This window comes from Neoroseomonas alkaliterrae, assembly GCF_014199195.1.
Lineage (GTDB): Bacteria > Pseudomonadota > Alphaproteobacteria > Acetobacterales > Acetobacteraceae > Neoroseomonas > Neoroseomonas alkaliterrae.
Genome location: NZ_JACIJE010000013.1, coordinates 65,291 through 82,139, shown reverse-complemented (window position 1 = coordinate 82,139; position 16,849 = coordinate 65,291). Strand labels below are relative to the sequence as shown.

10 protein-coding genes are annotated in these 16,849 nt (G+C 74.7%); 4 read left to right on the top strand and 6 right to left on the bottom strand.

The features are described from left to right. The first annotated feature begins 460 nt into the window (after nt 1-460). The 3 genes from FHS88_RS18370 to FHS88_RS18360 all read left to right on the top strand — a co-directional run bounded on the left by FHS88_RS18370 (nt 461) and on the right by FHS88_RS18360 (nt 4,697). Nucleotides 461-1,849, top strand: a complete 1,389-nt coding sequence (locus FHS88_RS18370) for a flavin monoamine oxidase family protein (protein WP_184486934.1) — start codon at nt 461-463, stop codon at nt 1,847-1,849. 62 nt (nt 1,850-1,911) lie between these two features. Next, the gene (dapB, locus tag FHS88_RS18365) at nt 1,912-2,691 is read left to right on the top strand and encodes a 4-hydroxy-tetrahydrodipicolinate reductase (RefSeq protein ID WP_184486932.1); all 780 of its coding nucleotides are present in this window, start codon (nt 1,912-1,914) and stop codon (nt 2,689-2,691) included. Between the two features lie 212 nt (nt 2,692-2,903). Then, nucleotides 2,904-4,697 carry an SLC13 family permease gene (locus FHS88_RS18360; protein WP_184486930.1) on the top strand — a complete coding sequence of 598 codons (1,794 nt, stop codon included), beginning with the start codon at nt 2,904-2,906 and terminating at the stop codon, nt 4,695-4,697. A gap of 9 nt (nt 4,698-4,706) precedes the next feature. On the opposite strand, the gene FHS88_RS18355 is transcribed toward FHS88_RS18360, so the two are convergent. Genes FHS88_RS18355 through modA form a run of 3 tightly spaced genes read right to left on the bottom strand, consistent with a single transcriptional unit; the run spans nt 4,707 to nt 7,305 of the window. Beyond that, nucleotides 4,707-5,822 carry an ABC transporter ATP-binding protein gene (locus FHS88_RS18355; RefSeq protein ID WP_184486929.1) on the bottom strand — a complete coding sequence of 372 codons (1,116 nt, stop codon included), beginning with the start codon at nt 5,820-5,822 and terminating at the stop codon, nt 4,707-4,709. Continuing rightward, entirely contained in the window at nt 5,815-6,489 is a 675-nt protein-coding gene (gene modB, locus FHS88_RS18350) for a molybdate ABC transporter permease subunit (protein WP_184486928.1), read from the bottom strand. The genes FHS88_RS18355 and modB overlap by 8 nt, the downstream gene beginning before the upstream one ends. 6 nt (nt 6,490-6,495) lie before the next feature. Then, nucleotides 6,496-7,305: a molybdate ABC transporter substrate-binding protein gene (modA, locus tag FHS88_RS18345; RefSeq protein WP_246420255.1), complete on the bottom strand. Its 810-nt coding sequence runs from the start codon at nt 7,303-7,305 to the stop codon at nt 6,496-6,498. 105 nt (nt 7,306-7,410) lie between these two features. Here modA and FHS88_RS18340 point away from each other — a divergent pair, with 105 nt between their 5' ends. Then, nucleotides 7,411-7,791: a winged helix-turn-helix domain-containing protein gene (locus FHS88_RS18340; RefSeq protein WP_184486927.1), complete on the top strand. Its 381-nt coding sequence runs from the start codon at nt 7,411-7,413 to the stop codon at nt 7,789-7,791. A gap of 18 nt (nt 7,792-7,809) precedes the next feature. Here FHS88_RS18340 and FHS88_RS18335 read toward each other — a convergent pair whose 3' ends face one another. The 3 genes from FHS88_RS18335 to FHS88_RS18325 are packed head-to-tail and all read right to left on the bottom strand — an operon-like array spanning nt 7,810 to nt 16,739. Beyond that, nucleotides 7,810-10,791: a CHAT domain-containing protein gene (locus tag FHS88_RS18335; RefSeq protein ID WP_184486926.1), complete on the bottom strand. Its 2,982-nt coding sequence runs from the start codon at nt 10,789-10,791 to the stop codon at nt 7,810-7,812. Next, nucleotides 10,791-14,975, bottom strand: coding sequence for a two-partner secretion domain-containing protein (locus FHS88_RS18330; RefSeq protein WP_184486925.1), 4,185 nt, complete (start codon nt 14,973-14,975; stop codon nt 10,791-10,793). Before FHS88_RS18330 ends, FHS88_RS18335 begins: the two co-directional genes overlap by 1 nt. A gap of 18 nt (nt 14,976-14,993) precedes the next feature. After that, nucleotides 14,994-16,739: a ShlB/FhaC/HecB family hemolysin secretion/activation protein gene (locus FHS88_RS18325; protein WP_184486924.1), complete on the bottom strand. Its 1,746-nt coding sequence runs from the start codon at nt 16,737-16,739 to the stop codon at nt 14,994-14,996. Nucleotides 16,740-16,849: the final 110 nt, after the last annotated feature.

Here is a 16,849-nt window from a genome sequence, read left to right as displayed (position 1 = left end):
ATCAACGCCAATCTCCATGCCAGAGATCAGCTTGGAATCACGTCCGGCCCCGGCTGGGAATCCCCCCAAGCGCCAGTTTGTCCACGCGGCCTAGCCGCAAAGCACTACCGGCGCCCGACGCGCTGATCGCGTGCGACCGTTTCAACGGTTACACTTGAAAGCACTTGCAGCAAGAAGAATTTGCCCGATTGTGACATAGATCAAGATCTCAATACTTGACTTAGCATCAGTAATTCTTAAACCTGGCTCCATCGTCTCAAATCTGGATTATGCCTAGGACGCAACAATTTTGCCGCACGGCGCGAGTTCTAGTTCTGGTTGCGTGTAGTCCCTTTCATGGTCTGAATTCCTCGCCCGGGCGTATACCAGTGGATGAGTCGCGCCTTTTGGGGCTTCTGCAGCATTGCTCCGCAGGATCCTCGCCTCATACGATCGGATTGCCTTCCGGGAGGGGATCAGAATGCCGAACGCGCATGCGGGACGCCGCGCCCTGTTTCAGCTTCTCGCCGCGGCGGCCACCACGCCGCTCCTGCCTGGCACAAGCCAGGCCCGGACGCCCGCCCGCCCGCTCAACGTCATCGTCATCGGCGCCGGCATCGCCGGCCTCGGCGCCGCCCGCGCGCTGCACGACGCCGGCCACCGCGTCACCATCCTCGAAGCCCGCCCCCGCACCGGCGGGCGCCTGCACACCGTCACCTTCCGCGGCATCCGCCTCGACCTCGGCGGCGCCTGGATCCATGGGCCGGAGGGCAACCCCCTCACCCCGCTGTCCGACCAGGCCGGCATCCGCCGCATGCCGACCTACGACACGCGCTCGGTCATGTTCGACGCCGATGGCCGCCGCCTGACCGAGGCCGAGACCACCGCCATCTTCGACACGGTCGGCCGCCTCATCGAGCCCAACAGCCCCTACAAGTATCGCGGCGCCCGCGACGTCTCGCTGGCCGAAGCGGTCCCGATCCTCGACCCCACCACCCGCGCCACCCCCTATGACCGCCGCGTCGCCAACTGGCTGTCCTCCTATGTCGCGGGCTATGCCGGCGGCGACGCATCCGAGGTCTCCGCCCAGTCCTGGTTCGGCGGCGACGGCGAGATCCCGGAGGAGAACCACCTCCTCGACCGCGGCTACAACGCCATCACGGACCTGCTCGCGCGGGGCCTCGACATCCGCCACCGCCAGCAGGTCCGCGCCGTCCGCCTCGCCGGCTCCGGCGTCGTCGTCGCCACCGCCACCGAGGCGTTCTTCGCCGACCGCGTCGTCTGCACCCTGCCCATCGGCATCCTCAAGCGCGGCGAGGTGGAATTCGACCCGCCGCTCCCCGCCGCCCACCAGGGCGCCATCGCGCGCATCGGCAACGGCCTGCTCAACAAGATCGTCCTCGCCTTCCCCCGCGGCTTCTGGCCCGCCGAGGCGCACTACCTCCGCATGCTGTCGGACACGCGCGACAACGTGGCACCCGAGATCGTCTCCCTCCAGCCCCACGTGAACCAGCCCATCCTCGTCGCCCTCGTCGGCGGCACCGCCGCCCAGCGCATCGAGATGCTCCCCGATGCCGCCCAGGCCGAGCTCGTCATGGGCGCGCTGCGCCGGATGTTCGGCACCGCCATCCCCCGCCCGGTGGACATGCGCGTCACCCGCTGGTCGCGCGACATCCACGCCCGCGGGGCCTATTCCTTCATCCCCGTGGGCAGCAGCGCGGACGACCACGAGGCGCTCTGCCGCCCCGTCGCCGGCCGCCTCTTCTTCGCCGGGGAGGCCGCCACCACCGAGGACCCCTCCTACGCCCACGGCGCGCTGCTCGGCGGCCGCCGCGCGGCCCAGGAGGTCGCCGCCACCGCCACGGCTTGACCGGCACGACCGCCCGCCGCACCACCTTCCCCCCGCGACCATCACCGGGGGGGGAGAGACCCATGACCATCCGCATCGGCATCGCCGGCATCGCCGGCCGCATGGGCCGCCTGCTCGCCGAGGAAACCGCCGCCGCCGGCGCCACCCTCGCCGGCGGCACGCTGCGCCCCGGCACGTCGTCCGGGCGCGCCCCCGCCGGCACCCCCATCCTGGCCGACTTCGCCGCCCTCTGCGCCGCCGCCGACGTGGTCATCGACTTCACCCACGCCGAGGCCGCGCGCGCCCATGCGGAGGCCGCCGCCGCCGCGCGCAAGCCCCTGATCCTCGGCACCTCCGGCCTCTCGGCCGCGGACGAGGCCGCGCTCGCCCTGGCCGCGCGCGATACCGCCATCGTCTATGCCGCCAATTTCGCGCCCGGGGTGAACCTGTTCCTCGCCATCGCCGAACGCATGGCCGCCGCCCTGCCGGCCGAGCACTACGACGCCGAGATCGTGGAGATGCACCACCGCCAGAAGGTGGACGCGCCCTCCGGCACCGCGGTCGCGCTCGGGCGCGCGGTCGCCGCCGGCCGTGGCACGACGCTCGAGGCGGCGGGCCGCGAATCCGGCCGCGACGGGCATTGCGGCCCGCGAGGCACCGGCACCATCGGCTTCGCGGCGCTGCGCGGCGGCCAGGTGGTGGGCGAGCACACGCTGATCTTCGCGGCCGCCTCGGAACACATCAGCCTGACGCACCGCTCCTTCGACCGGCGGGTCTATGCCACCGGGGCTGTGCGCGCGGCGATCTGGGCGCAGGGTCGGGCGCCGGGGCTCTACGGGATGAAGGACGTGCTGGGGATGTGAGGGGATCGGAGGGCGGGCCCGCCCTCCCGGACCCGCCCGGCGAGGGGGCTTTCGGAACCCGTCAGCCGCGCCTCGCGCGAAGGTGTCGGCGGGCGCGCTCGACCGCGCTGCCGGCCGGCGTCAGGCTGGCGGGCATCCGGAGCCGCGAGGCGGCGCGCATCAGCGACTGACGGGTGCATCGTGAACCTGACCACCGACCCCGGCCCCGTGCCATGACCTTCGATCAGACGCTGGTCCTGCTGATCCTCTGCGCCACGATCGGGCTGTTCGTCTGGGGGCGCTTCCGTCACGACGTGGTGGCGATGGCCGGCCTCATGGCCTGCGTGCTCGCCGGGCTGGTGGCGCCAGAGGCCGCCTTCGCCGGCTTCGGCCACCCGGCGGTGATCACCGTCGCCGCCGTGCTGGTGCTGAGCGCGGCGCTGCAGGCCTCTGGCGCGGTGGATGCGCTCGCGCGCGGCGTGCTGCCGGCCGAGGCCGGCCGCGCCGCGAGCCTCGCGGCCCTGACCGGGCTCGGCGCGCTGCTCTCGGGCTTCATGAACAATGTCGGGGCGATGGCGCTGCTGATGCCGGTGGCGGTGCAGCTCGCGGGCCGGATCGGGCTGGCGCCGGGGCAGGTGCTGATGCCGCTCGCCTTCGGCACCATCCTCGGCGGCATGACGACGCTGGTGGGCACGCCGCCGAACCTGATCGTCTCCGCCTTCCGCGAGGAGGCCGGGCGCGGGGCCTTCGGCATGTTCGACTTCACGCCGGTCGGCCTCGCGGTCGCGGCGGCGGGCGTGGCCTTCGTCGCGCTGGTCGGCTGGCGGCTGGTGCCCGCGCGCGGCGGCGGCGGCGGGGAGGGCTTCGAGACCGGTGCCTACCTGACCGAGGCGCGCGTGCCGGAGAAGAGCAAGGCGGTCGGCATGAGGCTCACCGCCATCGAGGCCGAGCTCGGCGCGGCGAACGCCCAGGTGGCCGGCCTGGTCCGCGCCGGCCTGCGGCTGACCGCGCCGCGCGGCGCACTCGTGGTCCGCGCGGGCGACATCCTCGTGCTGCGCGCGGATGTGGAGGCGCTCGCGGAGGCGCTGGAGACGCTCGGCCTGAAGCTCGAGGAGGAGAAGCCGCCCGCCGCGAAGGATGGCGAGCGGGCGGACCCGGAGCGGCCGGAGGACGAGATCGTGCTGCGCGAGCTCGTGGTCCGTCCCGGCTCGCGCATCAGCGGCCGGTCGGCGGCCGAGCTGCTGCTGCGCGCGCGCTACGGGCTGAACCTGCTCGCCGTCTCGCGTGACGGGCAGCGCTCGATGGGCCGCCTCGGCGATTTCCGGCTGCGCTCGGGCGACCTCCTGCTGATGCAGGGGCCGGCCGAGGTGATCGCCGACTTCGCCTCCGAGACCGGCTGCGTGCCGCTTGCGGAGCGCGAGTTGCGCATCCCGGACCGGCGCCGGGCCATGCTCTCGGCGGCGATCATGGCGGGGGCGATCGGCGCCGCCGCGCTCGGCCTGCTGCCCTCGGCGGCGGCGCTGATGCTCGGCGTGCTGCTCTCGGTGCTGCTGCGGACCGCGCCGCTGCGCAGCCTCTACACCGCGGTGGACTGGCCGGTGGTGGTGCTGCTGGCGGCGCTGATCCCGGTGGCGGGCGCGCTGGAGGCGACGGGGGCGGCGGAGCTGCTCGCGCGCCTTGTCGTCGGCACGCTCGCGCAGGGCGATGCCGTCGTCGCGCTCGGCGTGGTGCTGGTGGTCACGATGGTCCTCTCGGACGCGATGAACAACGCCGCGACGGCGGCGGTGATGTGCCCCATCGCCATCAGCATCGCCAAGGGCCTGGAGGCGAGCCCGGACGCCTTCCTGATGGCGGTGGCGATCGGCGCCTCCTGCGCCTTCCTCACGCCGATCGGGCACCAGAACAACACGCTGATCCTCGGGCCCGGCGGGTTCCGTTTCGGCGACTACTGGCGGCTAGGCCTGCCGCTGGAGATCCTGGTCATCGCCGTGGCGATGCCGCTGCTGCTGATGGTCTGGCCGTTGTAGGAACCTCGCTCAGCGCCCAGGCACCGGCGCCATGGCGTGGATCGCCTCCTTCAGCAGCGAGACGGTGCAGCGCTCGCCGGGCTCCAGGCCGTTGCGCCGCGCCGCGTGCAGCGGCAGCGAGAAAGTCAGCGGATGGCCGTCGGGATCGCCGACATCGAGCGTGACGCGCACATCCTCGCCGAGCGTGAGCATCTCGGCGATGCGGCCTTCGACCGGGTTCTCCCGCTCGCCCGCCGAGGGGCGCAGCCGCCGGTGCAGCACCACGGCCGAGGCCGGCACCAGCCAGTCCACCGCGCTGCCCGGCGCGAAGGCGGGCGCGTGGGCGGCCTCGATCCGGCGCGCGCCCCAGCGCAGCCAGGTCGTGCCGGCGGCGGCGTCCTGCGCCTCCACCGTGGCGCGGAACAGGTTGCGCAGGTCGAGCAGGCGCGCGACCTCGGCGCTGGCGGGCCGCGCGAGAAGCGCGCCCGGCGGCGCCGTCTGCAGGCCGCGCCCGCGATGCATCAGCACCACCCGGTCGGCGAGCATCTGCGCCTCGTCGAGGTCGTGCGTGACCAGCAGGATCGGGATGGCGAGGTCGCGCCGCAGCGCGGCGAGCTCGGCCTGCAGGCGCCGCCGCGTCGCGCGGTCCACCGCCGAGAAGGGCTCGTCGAGCAGCAGCACCGCCGGGTCGCGGGCGAGCGCGCGCGCCACCGCCACACGCTGCTGCTGGCCGCCGGACAACTCGGCCGGGCGGCGGCCCTCGAGCCCCGCGAGATGCACCCGCGCGAGCAGCGCGCGCGCATGCGGGGCCCGCTCGCCGCGTGGCCTGTGGCCCATGGCGGCGGCGACGTTCTCCGCCGCGCTCATGTGCGGGAACAGGGCGTAGTCCTGGAACACCAGCCCGACGGCGCGGGCATGCGGCGCGAGGTTCACCCCGGTCTGCGCGTCGAACCAAGTCGCGCCCGCGCAGCGGATGGTGCCGCGCTCGGCCCGGTGCAGCCCGGCGATGCAGCGCAGCGCGGTGGACTTGCCGGCACCCGATGGGCCGACAAGCGCGAGCAGCTCGCCCGGCGCGACATGGAAGGCGAGATCGAGCGGGATCGGCGCGGCCGCGCCGAGCGCGACATCGAGGCCCTGGTCAGTCATGCGCGCTGCGCCGCCCCACCCGGCGGGAGAAGGTGTTGGTGAGCCCGAGCGCCATCACCGAGACGGCGAGCAGCACCGCCGACATGATCCCCGCGCCGCGGTCGTCGAAGGCCTGGACGCGGTCGTAGATGGCGATGGCGATGGTCTGCGTCTCGCCCGGGATGGCGCCGCCGACCATCAGCACCACGCCGAACTCGCCGAGGGTGTGGGCGAAGGTCAGCACCGCGGCGGTGGCGATGCCAGGCCAGGCGAGCGGCAGTTCGATGCGCAGCAGCACCTTCCAGGGCGGCATGCCGGAGACCGCGCCCGCCTCGCGCACGCGCGGCGGGATGGCGGCTAAGGCGTTCTGCATCGGCTGCACCGCGAAGGGCAGGTTCACCAGCACGCTCGCGAAGAGCAGCCCTTCGAAGGAGAAGGCGAGGCCATGGCCGAACAGCCTCTCCCAGGCCTGGCCCAGCGGCGAGGCGGCGCCGAAGGCGACGAGGAGGTAGAAGCCCACCACCGTCGGCGGCAGCACCAGCGGCAGCGCCACCGCCGCCTCGATGAAGCCGCGGCCGCGGAAGCGCCGGTAGGCCAGCACGCGGCCGAGCCAGACCGAGACGGGCATCAGCAGCAGGAGCGTCGCGACCCCGAGCTCGACCGAGAGGAGGAAGGCGGTCCAGTCCACGCGCCCTCACTCGCCGGGCAGCACGAAGCCGTAGCGGCGCATGATCTCCCGCGCGGCGGGTTGCTGGATAAAGGCGTAGAAGCGTTCGGCGACGGGCCCGGCCCGGCGCGTCAGCACCATGCGCTGGCGCAGCGGCTCGTGCAGGCTGTCGGGGATGAGTTGAAAGGTGCCGCGGCCCGCCATGGCGGGGGCCAGCACGAGCGAATAGGCGACGATGCCGCCCTGGCTGCCGCCCGCGATGGCGAACTGCGTCGCCTGGGAGACGTTCTCGCCCAGCACCAGCAGCGGGCTCAGCCGCTCCCACAGGCCGGTCGCGCGCAAGGCCTGTTCCGCGGCGCGGCCATAGGGCGCGTGCTCGGGGTTGGCGATGGCGAAGCGGCGGATCTGCCCGGCATCGAGTCCGGCGCGGATCGCCTCCATGCCATCGGCGGTGCGCAGCGGGGAGCCGGGCGGCGTGAACAGCACGATCCGCCCGATGGCGTAGAGGTCGCCGCGGTCGCGCGTATGCCCACCGTCATGCAGGCGGAAGATGAAGGCCTCGTCGGCCGAGAGGAACATCTCGACCGGGCTGCCCTGCTCGATCTGGCGCGTGATGTTGCCCGAGGAGCCCATGGAGATCCGCACCTCCTGCCCCGTCTCGGCGCGGAAGCGCTCGGCGATCTCGCTGATGGCGAACTGGAGGTCGGCCGCGCCCGCGACCAGGGGCGCGGGGCCGCCGCGCGTTTGCGCCAGGGCGAGACCGGGCAGCGGCAGCGCTGCCGCGGCGGCGAGCATCACGATGCGACGATGGGGGCCGGGGCGGCGACCGAGGGGCATGGGCAGGGGCTCTCGTTATCTTTCGTGATAGATAGCGCCAGGCTGCGCGTGGCGGCAAGCCGGCTGCCGGTTGGCGGCGCGGCGAACGCGTGGTTCCCTGCCGCCATGGCAGGACGACGACGCTCAGCGCCGGCGAAGGAGCGGCGCGGCCTCACGCTGCGGCTCACGCTCGGCAAGGACGTGGCGCTCGGGCCGGGCAAGGCCGAGCTGATGGAAGGCATCCGCGACGCCGGCTCCATCGCCGCCGCGGGGCGGCGGATGGGCATGAGCTACCAGCGCGCGCACGACCTCGTCGCGGCGCTGAACGCGGATTTCCGGGAGCCGCTGGTGGCGACGGCGATGGGCGGGCCGGGTGGCGGCGGGGCGCGACTGACCCCGCTCGGCGAGGCGGTGCTGGACGCCTACCGCAAGGCGGAAGAAGCCGCCGAGGAGGCGGTGCGCGACCGCCTGGCCTGGCTGCGCGCAGTCATGGCGCGGCGCGACTGACGCCTCCCCCCGGCAGCCTCACCCCCCGCCCGCCGCCGCCGCCGCGACGGCCTGCGAGGCCCGGCCCGTGGGCCCCGGGCCGACCAGCGCGAAGGCCGCCCAGAGCGCCGGATGCGAGCCGCCGGGCACGTTGCGCGCGAGGTCGAGCTGCGCGTTGCGCATCGCCTCCGCCATGCCCTGCCCCTGCTGCAGGTTGCGCATCGAGAGGGCGACGATGCGCGTCGCCGCCGCGTCGTTGACATACCAGTGCGTGACCATCAGCGACCGCGCGCCGGCGAAGAAGATGGAGCGCGCAAGCCCAGAGAGGCTTTCCCCCGCCGCCGCGCCGCCGCCGGAATTGCAGGCCGAGAGCACCACCACATCGGCGTCCAGTTCCACGTCGAGCAGCGTGCCCGCGGTCAGCAGCGCATTGGCCGCATCGGCCGCGCCCGGCGTGGGGGAGGCGACGATCGCCGCCTCCTGCAGGCAGGAGAGCTCGCCCGGCAGCAGCCCGTGGGTGGCGAAATGCACCACGCGGAAGTCGCGCAGCGAGGCCTGGCGCACGGCTGGCGCGGTGAAGGCGCGGCCGATCCTGACATCCCCGGGCCGCGCGCCCATGAGCTGCCCCGAGGCCTGCAGTTCGAGGGATGCCGTCGCCAGCGCCGGCAGCCCGGCGAGCAGCCGCCCGCACTGCGCCGCGGCGGGGAAGGTGCGCTGCGCCTGGCTCAGCGGCACCGGCAGCGGCGCGCCGAAGCCGAACCAGGGCTGCGAGGCGCGCGACGGCCCGGCGCGCCGCAGCGCGACGAAGCTCGACGGTGCGGGCACATGCGCGACCGGCATGCGCGCGAGCAGGAAGGAGACGCCCTCATGGCCCGTGGCCGCCGGCGGCGGCGCGTCCACCAGCACGCCGAAGGGGATGGACAGGAGCTGGCCCGCGGGCACCACCATCAGCCGCTGCGCATCGGCGAGCGGCGCCGCGACCCCGGCGAAGAGGGCGCGGTGGATGTCGTGCGCCGCGCCCGCGGCGAAGGGCTTCTCGCCATTGCCGTCCTCGAGGCTCGCGCGCAGGCGCTGGACCAGCGCATCCATCTGCGCGCCCGTCACGCCGATGCGGCCGGCCGCGATGCGCCCGTCGCGCAGCACGAAGGTCCAGCCCTGGCCCTCGGGCGGCAGGAAGGCCGAGACCAGCGCCTCGCCGGGCAGCAGCACGGCGAAGACATCCGGCGCCGCGGCGACCGACTGCACGAGCTGCGCGAAGCCGGGTGCCGCGGTCTGCGTCGCCTGGTCGGCCTCGGTCAGCGCGTCCTGCGCCTCGGCGATCTGGCGGTCGAGTTCCGCCACGCCCGGCCCGGCGCCGCGGCCGGCGGCGGCGGAGGCCTCGTCGCGGGCGCGGTAGAGCGCGGCGAGGCGGCGCCCGGCCTCGTCGCGCGCGCGGATCGCCGCCGCGGCGGCCGGGTTGCGCGCGCTCTCGCCGAGCCGCGCCGCGGCGCGGGCGATCTGCGTCGTCGTCACGCTGCCCTGGGCGAGCTGCGCGGCCTCGAAGGCCTCGGCGAGCAGCGCCTGGTCGGTGCCGCCCGCGCTGCGCGCGAGCGCGTCCACGCAGGGCGCGATGGCGCGCGCGCTGGTGCCCTCGCGCAGTTCGCGCAGCACCGCCACCGCCTGGCGGCAGCCGGCGAGGATGGCGCTGGCCGGCGCCCCGGCCTCGATCGCGGCGGCGGCTTCGAGCAGGCGCGTGTCGGCATAGGGGCGCGAGCGCGGCGTGCCGCTCGCGAAGCGCGCGGCGGAGCGGCCGAACTCGGCGCGCGCGCGGGCGGGCGCGCCGGCGCTCTCCGCCGCCGCGCCGCTGGTGCGCGCGACGCGCGCGGCGATCAGGTCCGCGCCCGGAAGGCCCGGGGCGACCGCCGCGAGCCGCGCGGCCGAGGCGGCGGCGGCCTCCGCCTCGGGGATGCGCCCCTCGGCGCGCAGCACGGCGGCGCGGTTGCGCCGCACCTCGACGACGCCGACCACGGCGCGTGCGGCGAGCGGCTCGACCAGCGCCGAGGCGTCGAGCGGCAGCGCCCGCCCCGCGCCGGCCTGCCCGGCGCCGAGGCCGGGCGGCATCTCGGCGGCATAGAGCGCCTCGGCCTCGGCCAGCGCGGCGAGGGAAGGCGCGGCGCGGCGGCGATTGGCCTCGTGCAGCCCGCGGTAATGCGCGAGCTGGGCGCGGGCGAGCGGATCGGAGGCGCGCGCGGCGAGCGGCGCGGCGCGCGCGAAGAGCGCCTCGGCCTCCGGGTGCCGCCCCTGGTTCGAGAGCTGCAGCGCGAGGCGCAGCATCGGCCCGAACGTGTCGGGCGCGCCGGCGCCGAGCATCCGCTCCTGCGCGGCGAGGGCGGCGCGATAGGCGGTCTCGGCGGTGACGAAGCGTTCCGCCTGGTTGGCCTCGCGCCCGAGCGTCATGAGCTGCTCGTAGCGGGCGAGGTCGTTGGCGCCGAAACTCTCGCGCGCCAGCCGCGCGGCGAGCATGTCCATCGCCGCCGAGCGCGGCATCGCGCCCTCGGGGCTGGCGAGGCCGGCGAGGATGCCGATGGCGCGCTCGGCGGCCGGAAGCGCGGCGAGCACGCCATCCGCCTCCCAGCCCTGGCCGCCAGCGGCGGTGACGAGGCTGAAGGCCGGCCAGCCGCCGGCATGGCGCCGGCACGTCATCAGCGCGGCGGGCTGGCCGCCGAGCACGGTGGTCGGCGCCGGGGCCTCGCAGGCCATGCGGCCGGCCTGCGCCGCCTGGGCCTGGGCGGCGAGCGCCGGCGCGGGGGCGGCGGGCACCCGGCGGATGCGCGCCGAGGGCGCGGTCCACTCGCCGCAGAACACTTCCGCACCCCCGCCGGAGCGCAGCATGCGGCAGGGCTCGCCGCGCGCATTGGCGCCGATGGCGACGGCGGTGGCCGCGGTGGCGGCGCTGCCGCCCGGCACGAAGGCCTCGGGCGGGGGGGAGACGCAGCCCGCGGCGAGCAGCGCCAGCGCCGGGACGGCGAGGGCGGCGCGCATCAGTAGTCCCCCGCGCGGATGTCGGGCGGCGCGAGCTCGTTCTCCTCCCCCGGATCGCGCGCGGGCTGCAGCCGCAGGTCCGGGGTGGGCGGGCGGAGCTGGTCCATCGCCGCGAGAAGGCCCGGTTCGAGCACCGCGAGCACCTCCGGCGGGTTCTCGAGCGGCAGCGGGATGAAGAGGAGGCCGCAGAGCGCGGTGCCGATCGGGCATCCGTTGAAGGTGAACTCGAACTGGTTGGGCGGCGGGTCGGGCTCCGGCACGCCGCCCGGATTGGCGCGGCTGCCGCGCGCGGCCGCGGCCGGGCCGGCAATCCCCGCGATGGTGCCGGTCAGCACCGCGCCGCGGCCGCCCTGCACGCGCAGCTCGCCCGCCGTGATCGCCCCCTGGGCGAAGCCCGCCGAGCCCAGATTGACGAGCACATTCGCCGAACCGGCGGAGAGCCCGCCGAAGGTGACCGAGGGGCTCGCGACGATCAGCGCGCCGGAGGTCTGCGCGAAGCCGGCGAGGCTCGCGGCGAGCGGCGCCTCCACCACGATGTTGCCGCCCGCCGCCGCGAGGCCGGCCAGCGTGACGCTCGGCGCCTGCATCAGCAGGGTGCCGATGCGCGCGATCGCCGAGAAGCCGTTGACCGTGAGCGCGGTGCCCGCGAGCAGCGTGGTCTCGGCGCCGGTCACGGTGCCGTCCACGAGCAGCCCGCCGCCGGCGACCTCGATGCCGAGCGCGCCCCCGGCGAAGACCGTGGTGCCGCCGGGCACGGCGAGCTGCGGGCCCTGCGAGAGCAGGCGGAAATCCCCGCCCGCGGCGAAGCCCGCGAGCGTGGCCACCCCGTTGCCCGGCTCGAGCAGCAGCGTCGAGCCGCCGGACTGCCCGGTCAGCGTGCCCGCCGTCAGGCCCGCGCCGGCCACCTGCGTGACGGTCCCGAGGCTGCGCAGGTCGAGCGTGCCGGGGATGGTCAGCGGCGCATCGAGGATGACGGCGCTCGCGGTGGTGGTCAGCACGCCCTCGAAGGTAGTCGCGCCGACGCGCAGCGTCTGGAAGCCCAGCCGGGCCAGGGTGTCGCCAAGGATGCCGAGCTCGCCCGGGATCTGGTCCTCGACCGGCAGGCGCACCGGCCGGATGTCGAAGGGCGCGATCTCGACCACCGGGGCGGAGACCGTCGCGCCGATGCCGATGCCGAGATCGCCCACGCGGAAGGAGAGGCGGCCCTCCGGCCCGGTGCCGGTGAGTTCGGCGTCGTCCTCGATGAACACCGCGCCCGCGGTGCGGATGGCGATGCTCGCCGCGACGCCGAAGCTCTCGGAGGGCGGGCCGGTGGTGATCAGCAGATCGCTGCTGCCGTTGTCGAGCAGGAAGTTCCCCGCCACCTCGACGGCGGCGAGCTCGGCCACCGCATTGCCGGGGCTGCGCAGCAGCGCCTCCCCGCCCGAGCCGACGAAGAGCGCGTCGGTCGTGATGCCGCCCGCGGTCTGGAGTATGCCGCCCTGCCCGGCCTGGAGGCGCACATTGCCCGGTGTCGCGGTGACGTCGCCGGCCAGCGTCAGCGCGCCGGGCAGGAGCGGATCGAAGCCGAGCGGCCCCGTCGCGGCGGAAAGGTCCACGAAGCCGCCGGAAATGCCGTCCGCCGTCACGCTGCCTGCGGCGGCGAGGGTGAGGTTGCCCTCGGCCGAGAGGCTGGCGAAGGCGAAGGTCTCGCCCGAGCGGACGAGGACCGGCGCGGCGATGAGGAGATCGCCCTGCTCCACCGCGATGCTTGCCCCGGCGAAGCCGCCGTTGTTGTCCACCGTGACCGGGCCGGCGATGGTCAGCGTGCCGATGTTGCGCAGCGTGAGGAACTGCCCCGCCGTCATGCCCGCCACCGCCTGGATGGCGTTGTCGCCCGCGAGGGTGATGTCGCGAGGCGTGTTGACGACGATCTCGGGTGTCGCGATCACCGAGGGCGCAGCCTGGGTCACGCCCGTCATGGGCTCGAGCGTCAGCCGCCCGCCGACGCGCACGAGGCCGGTCACGGTCAGCGGCTGGCCGGCGGTGCCGAGCTCCGTGCTGCGCAGCGTGAAGGCGCCGGCGACGTCGGAATCGGCCAGCGTGCCGACCTCGTTCATCGGCCGCGGCGCGACCGGCTCGAGATCGAGCACCGCGTCGCCCGCCGTGCGGACCTGCAGCGTGCCGGCGCGGATGCCGCCGGTCTGGGTGATGCCGCCCGCACCCGCCTGCAGGTCGAGCAGTTCGGTCGTGGTGATCGCGTGGCCCAGCAGGCGTTCCCCGCCATTGATGCGTATGGCGTCGCCGGCGAGGATCGTCACCCCCGGTCCGCCGGCATCGTCGATCAGCGCGCTGTTCGGGTTGAGCAGCACCGTGCCCGCGGCCGCGCTGAGCGTGATGCCCTGGAAGCCGGAGACGGTGGCGTCCACGGTGATGGCCCCGGCGGCGACCGCGCTGAAGGCCGCGCCGCCGCCGGTGATGCCGCCTTCCCCGATGGTGATGCTGCCCGTGCGCGCGATGATGTCCACCGCGCCCTGCGCGCCCAGCCCCTGGTCCAGCAGGACGTTGCGGCCGGCATCGAGGGTCAGCGCGCCGTCCACGATGAAGAAGCTGTTCGCCACGATGTCGCGGCCCGCGGTCAGCGTGACGTTGCCGTCGCCGGTGATGGGGGCGCTGACGGTGATGTCGCGCCCCGCATCGAGCGTCAGCCCGCCGCCCACGCGGTTGATGGGCGTCTCGACCGTGATGTCGCTCGAGGCCTGGAGCAGCACGTCGCCGACCAGGTTCTGGAACTGCGAGGGCCAGAGGAAGGCGTTGTCGGGCGGGTCGGCGGCCTCCAGCACGTTGCCCGTCAGGCTTGCCGGGTCGAAGCCGGGCGGGGTGACGCCCTCCTCGACGATGCGCAGGTCGATGGGGTCGATCAGGATGGTGCCCGGCGCGCCGGCCGGGGCCGAGGTGTCGATCGTGCCGAGCACCAGCAGCCCGCGCTGGCCGGACACCTCGACGAAGCCGCCATCCCCGCCCTGGGGCCCGCCGCGCGCCGAGATCGCGCCGCCATGGCCGGTGTAGTCCTGCGAGTTGACGATGACGGTGCCGCCGCGCCCGGCCTGCGTGGCATCCGCCCGCACCGTGGCGCCGTCGGCGATGCCGGTGCGGCGTGCGAGGCGCGGAGTGGACGAGCCCCGCAGCGTGGTGCCGATGCCGATCTCGCCCCCGCCCACGGTGCCGGAGGCATCCACCCGCGCGCCGCGGTCCACCAGCACGCGGTCGGCGACCACCTCGATCCGCCCGCCGCGCGTGCCCGGGGCGGCGCCGGTGGCGCGCACCTCCCCCTCCACGCGCACGGCGCCGCCCGTGCCGTGGATGGCGACGAGCCCGGTGCGCCCGGTCGCGGCATCGGTGTCGGCGGCGATGCGGCCGCCGGCGCGCACGAGATCCTGCACGATGCCGTCGGCCGCCGCGGCGGTGAGCTGCACCGTGCCGCCCGTGGCCTCGATGACGCCGGTGTTCGTCACCAGCGCCGTGGCGCCCGAAGGCGCCTGCCGCACCGCGCCCGTCACCTCGATGGAAAGCAGCCCGTCGCCGTGCAGGTCCACGACATGCGTCTCGGCGCCGGCCAGCGCGACGCGGCCGAGGCGGGCGGTGATGGTGCCGCGGTTCGCCACCTGCGGCGCGACCAGGGCGGCGAGCCCGGCCTCGCGCACCGTGATGCTGCCCGCGTTCTCGATCCGCGCATCGGGCCGCCCGGGCTGGTCGAAGACCATGCGGCCGGCCATGAAGTTCTCGTTGGTGATGTTGGCCGAGGAGACGACGAGCCCCGCCACGTTCACCTGCGCGCCCTGCGTGAACACCACGCCCGACTGGTTGACGATGGCGACCTGCCCGTTGGCGGTGATGCGCCCGGCGATGACGGAGGGATCGGGCGTGGTGACGCGGTTGAGCGTGATGGCGGAGGCGCCGGGCTGCTGGAACTGCACATGGTGGTCGCGCCCGACATTGAAGCTGCGCCATTCCACGATGCCGCGCTGCTGGGGCTGCTGCACCACCGTCTGCCCGGCCTGCTGCTGCACCGTGATGCCGCCGGCGACGACGCGGTCGAGCACCGGCGCCGCCCCCGGCGTGACGGATTGCGCCAGCGCCACCCCCGGCAGCACCAGCGCGGTGCCGGCCAGCATGGCGAAGCGGAAGCGGGAGAGCCTCGGCATCATCGTCACCTCCCGGGTTCAGTAGCGGAGCAGAACGCGCCAGTAGAAGGCGTCGGCCTTCAGGCGCTCCGCGGCGTCGCCGCCGGGCCTGCGCTCGAAGCGCCGCACGCCCTCGAGCTGGACCTCGGCATGGCGGCTGAGGTTGAAGCGCGTGCCGAGCCCGGCCGAGGAGACGCGGCGGTCCGGGTCGAGCGGCGCGTTCTCCCAGGTCTGGCCCCAGTCGTAGAAGGCATAGACCATCGGGTCCACGCGCACGGCCTGGCCGAAGACCGACGTCTCGAAGGGCATGGAGAGCTGGATCTCGGCGGTCGCGACCAGCGCGCTGTCGCCCGTCACCTCGCCGGCGTAGTAGCCGCGCCCGAGGCGCGAGCCGCCGATGTAGAACTTCTCGGCCTGGGGCAGGATGTCGTTCGACCACTGCCCGGCCAGCACGCCGAGCAGCGAGACCGTCGCGCCCGCCCAGGGCGAGAACAGCGCCTGGGTGCGGCTGAGCTCGAAGCTCACCTTGGTGAAGTCCGTCCGCGCGCCGGCCCGGCTGAGGCTCGGGCTGCCGCTTGCGCTCGCCCCCAGGCCCGAGATGCCCTGGTGCAGACGCAGCGAGACGACATTGACCGCGGCGCGCTCGTCGCCGAGGAGCTGGTCGAACACCGCCCATTCGCCGCCGACGCGCAGCACGCGCAGCTCGTCGCGGCTCAGCACCTGGTCGCCGAGCGGGCTGTCCTCGAGCTTGATCTCGGTCTCGATGATGTCGAAGGCGGCGGAGACGGTCAGGCTCTGCTGCCGCCGGCGGATCACCGGGTAGGAGGCGGAGATGCCCGCGATCGTCGTGGTGCCCCGGTAGCCGATGTCGCGCAGCGGGGCGGAGGGCGTGGTCTCCCCGGTGCCGGCGTAGAGCCGCACCCGCGCGCCCTGGCTGCCGACGAAGAACTCCGTCGAGGCCTGGCCGTACACGGAGGTCCGCCCGTTCGCGTAGTAGAGCTGGAGCTCGGTGCGCTCGGCGAGCGAGGTGAAGGCGTTGAACTGGACCGCCGCGATGCCCTGCTGCGTGCCGGTGAGGCGGAAGGCGCGGTTGTCCGCCGCGACATAGCCGGTGACGGCCTGCCGCCCCACCTGGGCGACGAGGCTGAGCGCGCCGGGCGCGGTGCCCGCCGGGCGCAGCACGGCGCGCATGGAGACGCCGGGGATGTCCTCGACCAGCAGCAGCCAGCGTTCGAGCGTCGCGGTGTCGATCGGGCGCACGCCGCGCAGGTTCTCGAGGAAGCGCAGCACCTGCGTGCCGGCCGGGCCGATGTCGCCGTCGAGGCGCACCTCGACGATCTCCGCCTCGCCGATCGTCAGGCGCAGACGGCCGCCGCGCTCGATCGTCGCGTCAACGACGGTGAAGACATATCCCGCATTGCGATAGAGCCCGAGGATCGCGACGCGCGCCTCCTCCACCCGCTGCAGCGGGATGGTGCCGGTCAGGGGGCCGATCTCGCTTTCGATCCGCGCGAGCGGGAAGGCGGTCGCGCCCTCGATGGCGACGGAGGTGATGGTGACGCTGCGCGCGAGCGCCGGATCCTGCGATGCGGCCGGCGCCGGGCCGCGCGGCGTGGCGGGACCGACGCGGGGCTGGACGGGCGGCGCCATCTCCGGCGCGCGCGTTCCCTGCGGCGGGATCACCGCGCCCGCCGGCCCCTGCGCGGCGGCATCACGCGGCGCGCCCGCCAGCAGGCCCGCGAGCAGCGCGAGCGGGATCGTCTGAATGCGGAGACGCTGAGCCATCGGTTACGGATTCCGGCCGCCGTTCGATCCGAGAGGAATCTAGCGGGGTTGTGTCAGCACACGGAAGCCGAAGGTGTGATGCCCGTAACCATCCGGATGCTCATGTGGCA

Excerpts from the sequence above, each read along its gene's own strand:
- FHS88_RS18370 (WP_184486934.1), top strand. The coding sequence starts at position 461 with ATGCCGAACGCGCATGCGGGACGCCGCGCCCTGTTTCAGCTTCTCGCC.
- dapB (WP_184486932.1), top strand. The coding sequence starts at position 1,912 with ATGACCATCCGCATCGGCATCGCCGGCATCGCCGGCCGCATGGGCCGC.
- FHS88_RS18360 (WP_184486930.1), top strand. The coding sequence starts at position 2,904 with ATGACCTTCGATCAGACGCTGGTCCTGCTGATCCTCTGCGCCACGATC.
- FHS88_RS18355 (WP_184486929.1), bottom strand. The coding sequence starts at position 5,822 with ATGACTGACCAGGGCCTCGATGTCGCGCTCGGCGCGGCCGCGCCGATC.
- modA (WP_246420255.1), bottom strand. The coding sequence starts at position 7,305 with ATGCCCCTCGGTCGCCGCCCCGGCCCCCATCGTCGCATCGTGATGCTC.
- FHS88_RS18340 (WP_184486927.1), top strand. The coding sequence starts at position 7,411 with ATGGCAGGACGACGACGCTCAGCGCCGGCGAAGGAGCGGCGCGGCCTC.
- FHS88_RS18335 (WP_184486926.1), bottom strand. The coding sequence starts at position 10,791 with ATGCGCGCCGCCCTCGCCGTCCCGGCGCTGGCGCTGCTCGCCGCGGGC.
- FHS88_RS18330 (WP_184486925.1), bottom strand. The coding sequence starts at position 14,975 with ATGCCGAGGCTCTCCCGCTTCCGCTTCGCCATGCTGGCCGGCACCGCG.
- FHS88_RS18325 (WP_184486924.1), bottom strand. The coding sequence starts at position 16,739 with ATGGCTCAGCGTCTCCGCATTCAGACGATCCCGCTCGCGCTGCTCGCG.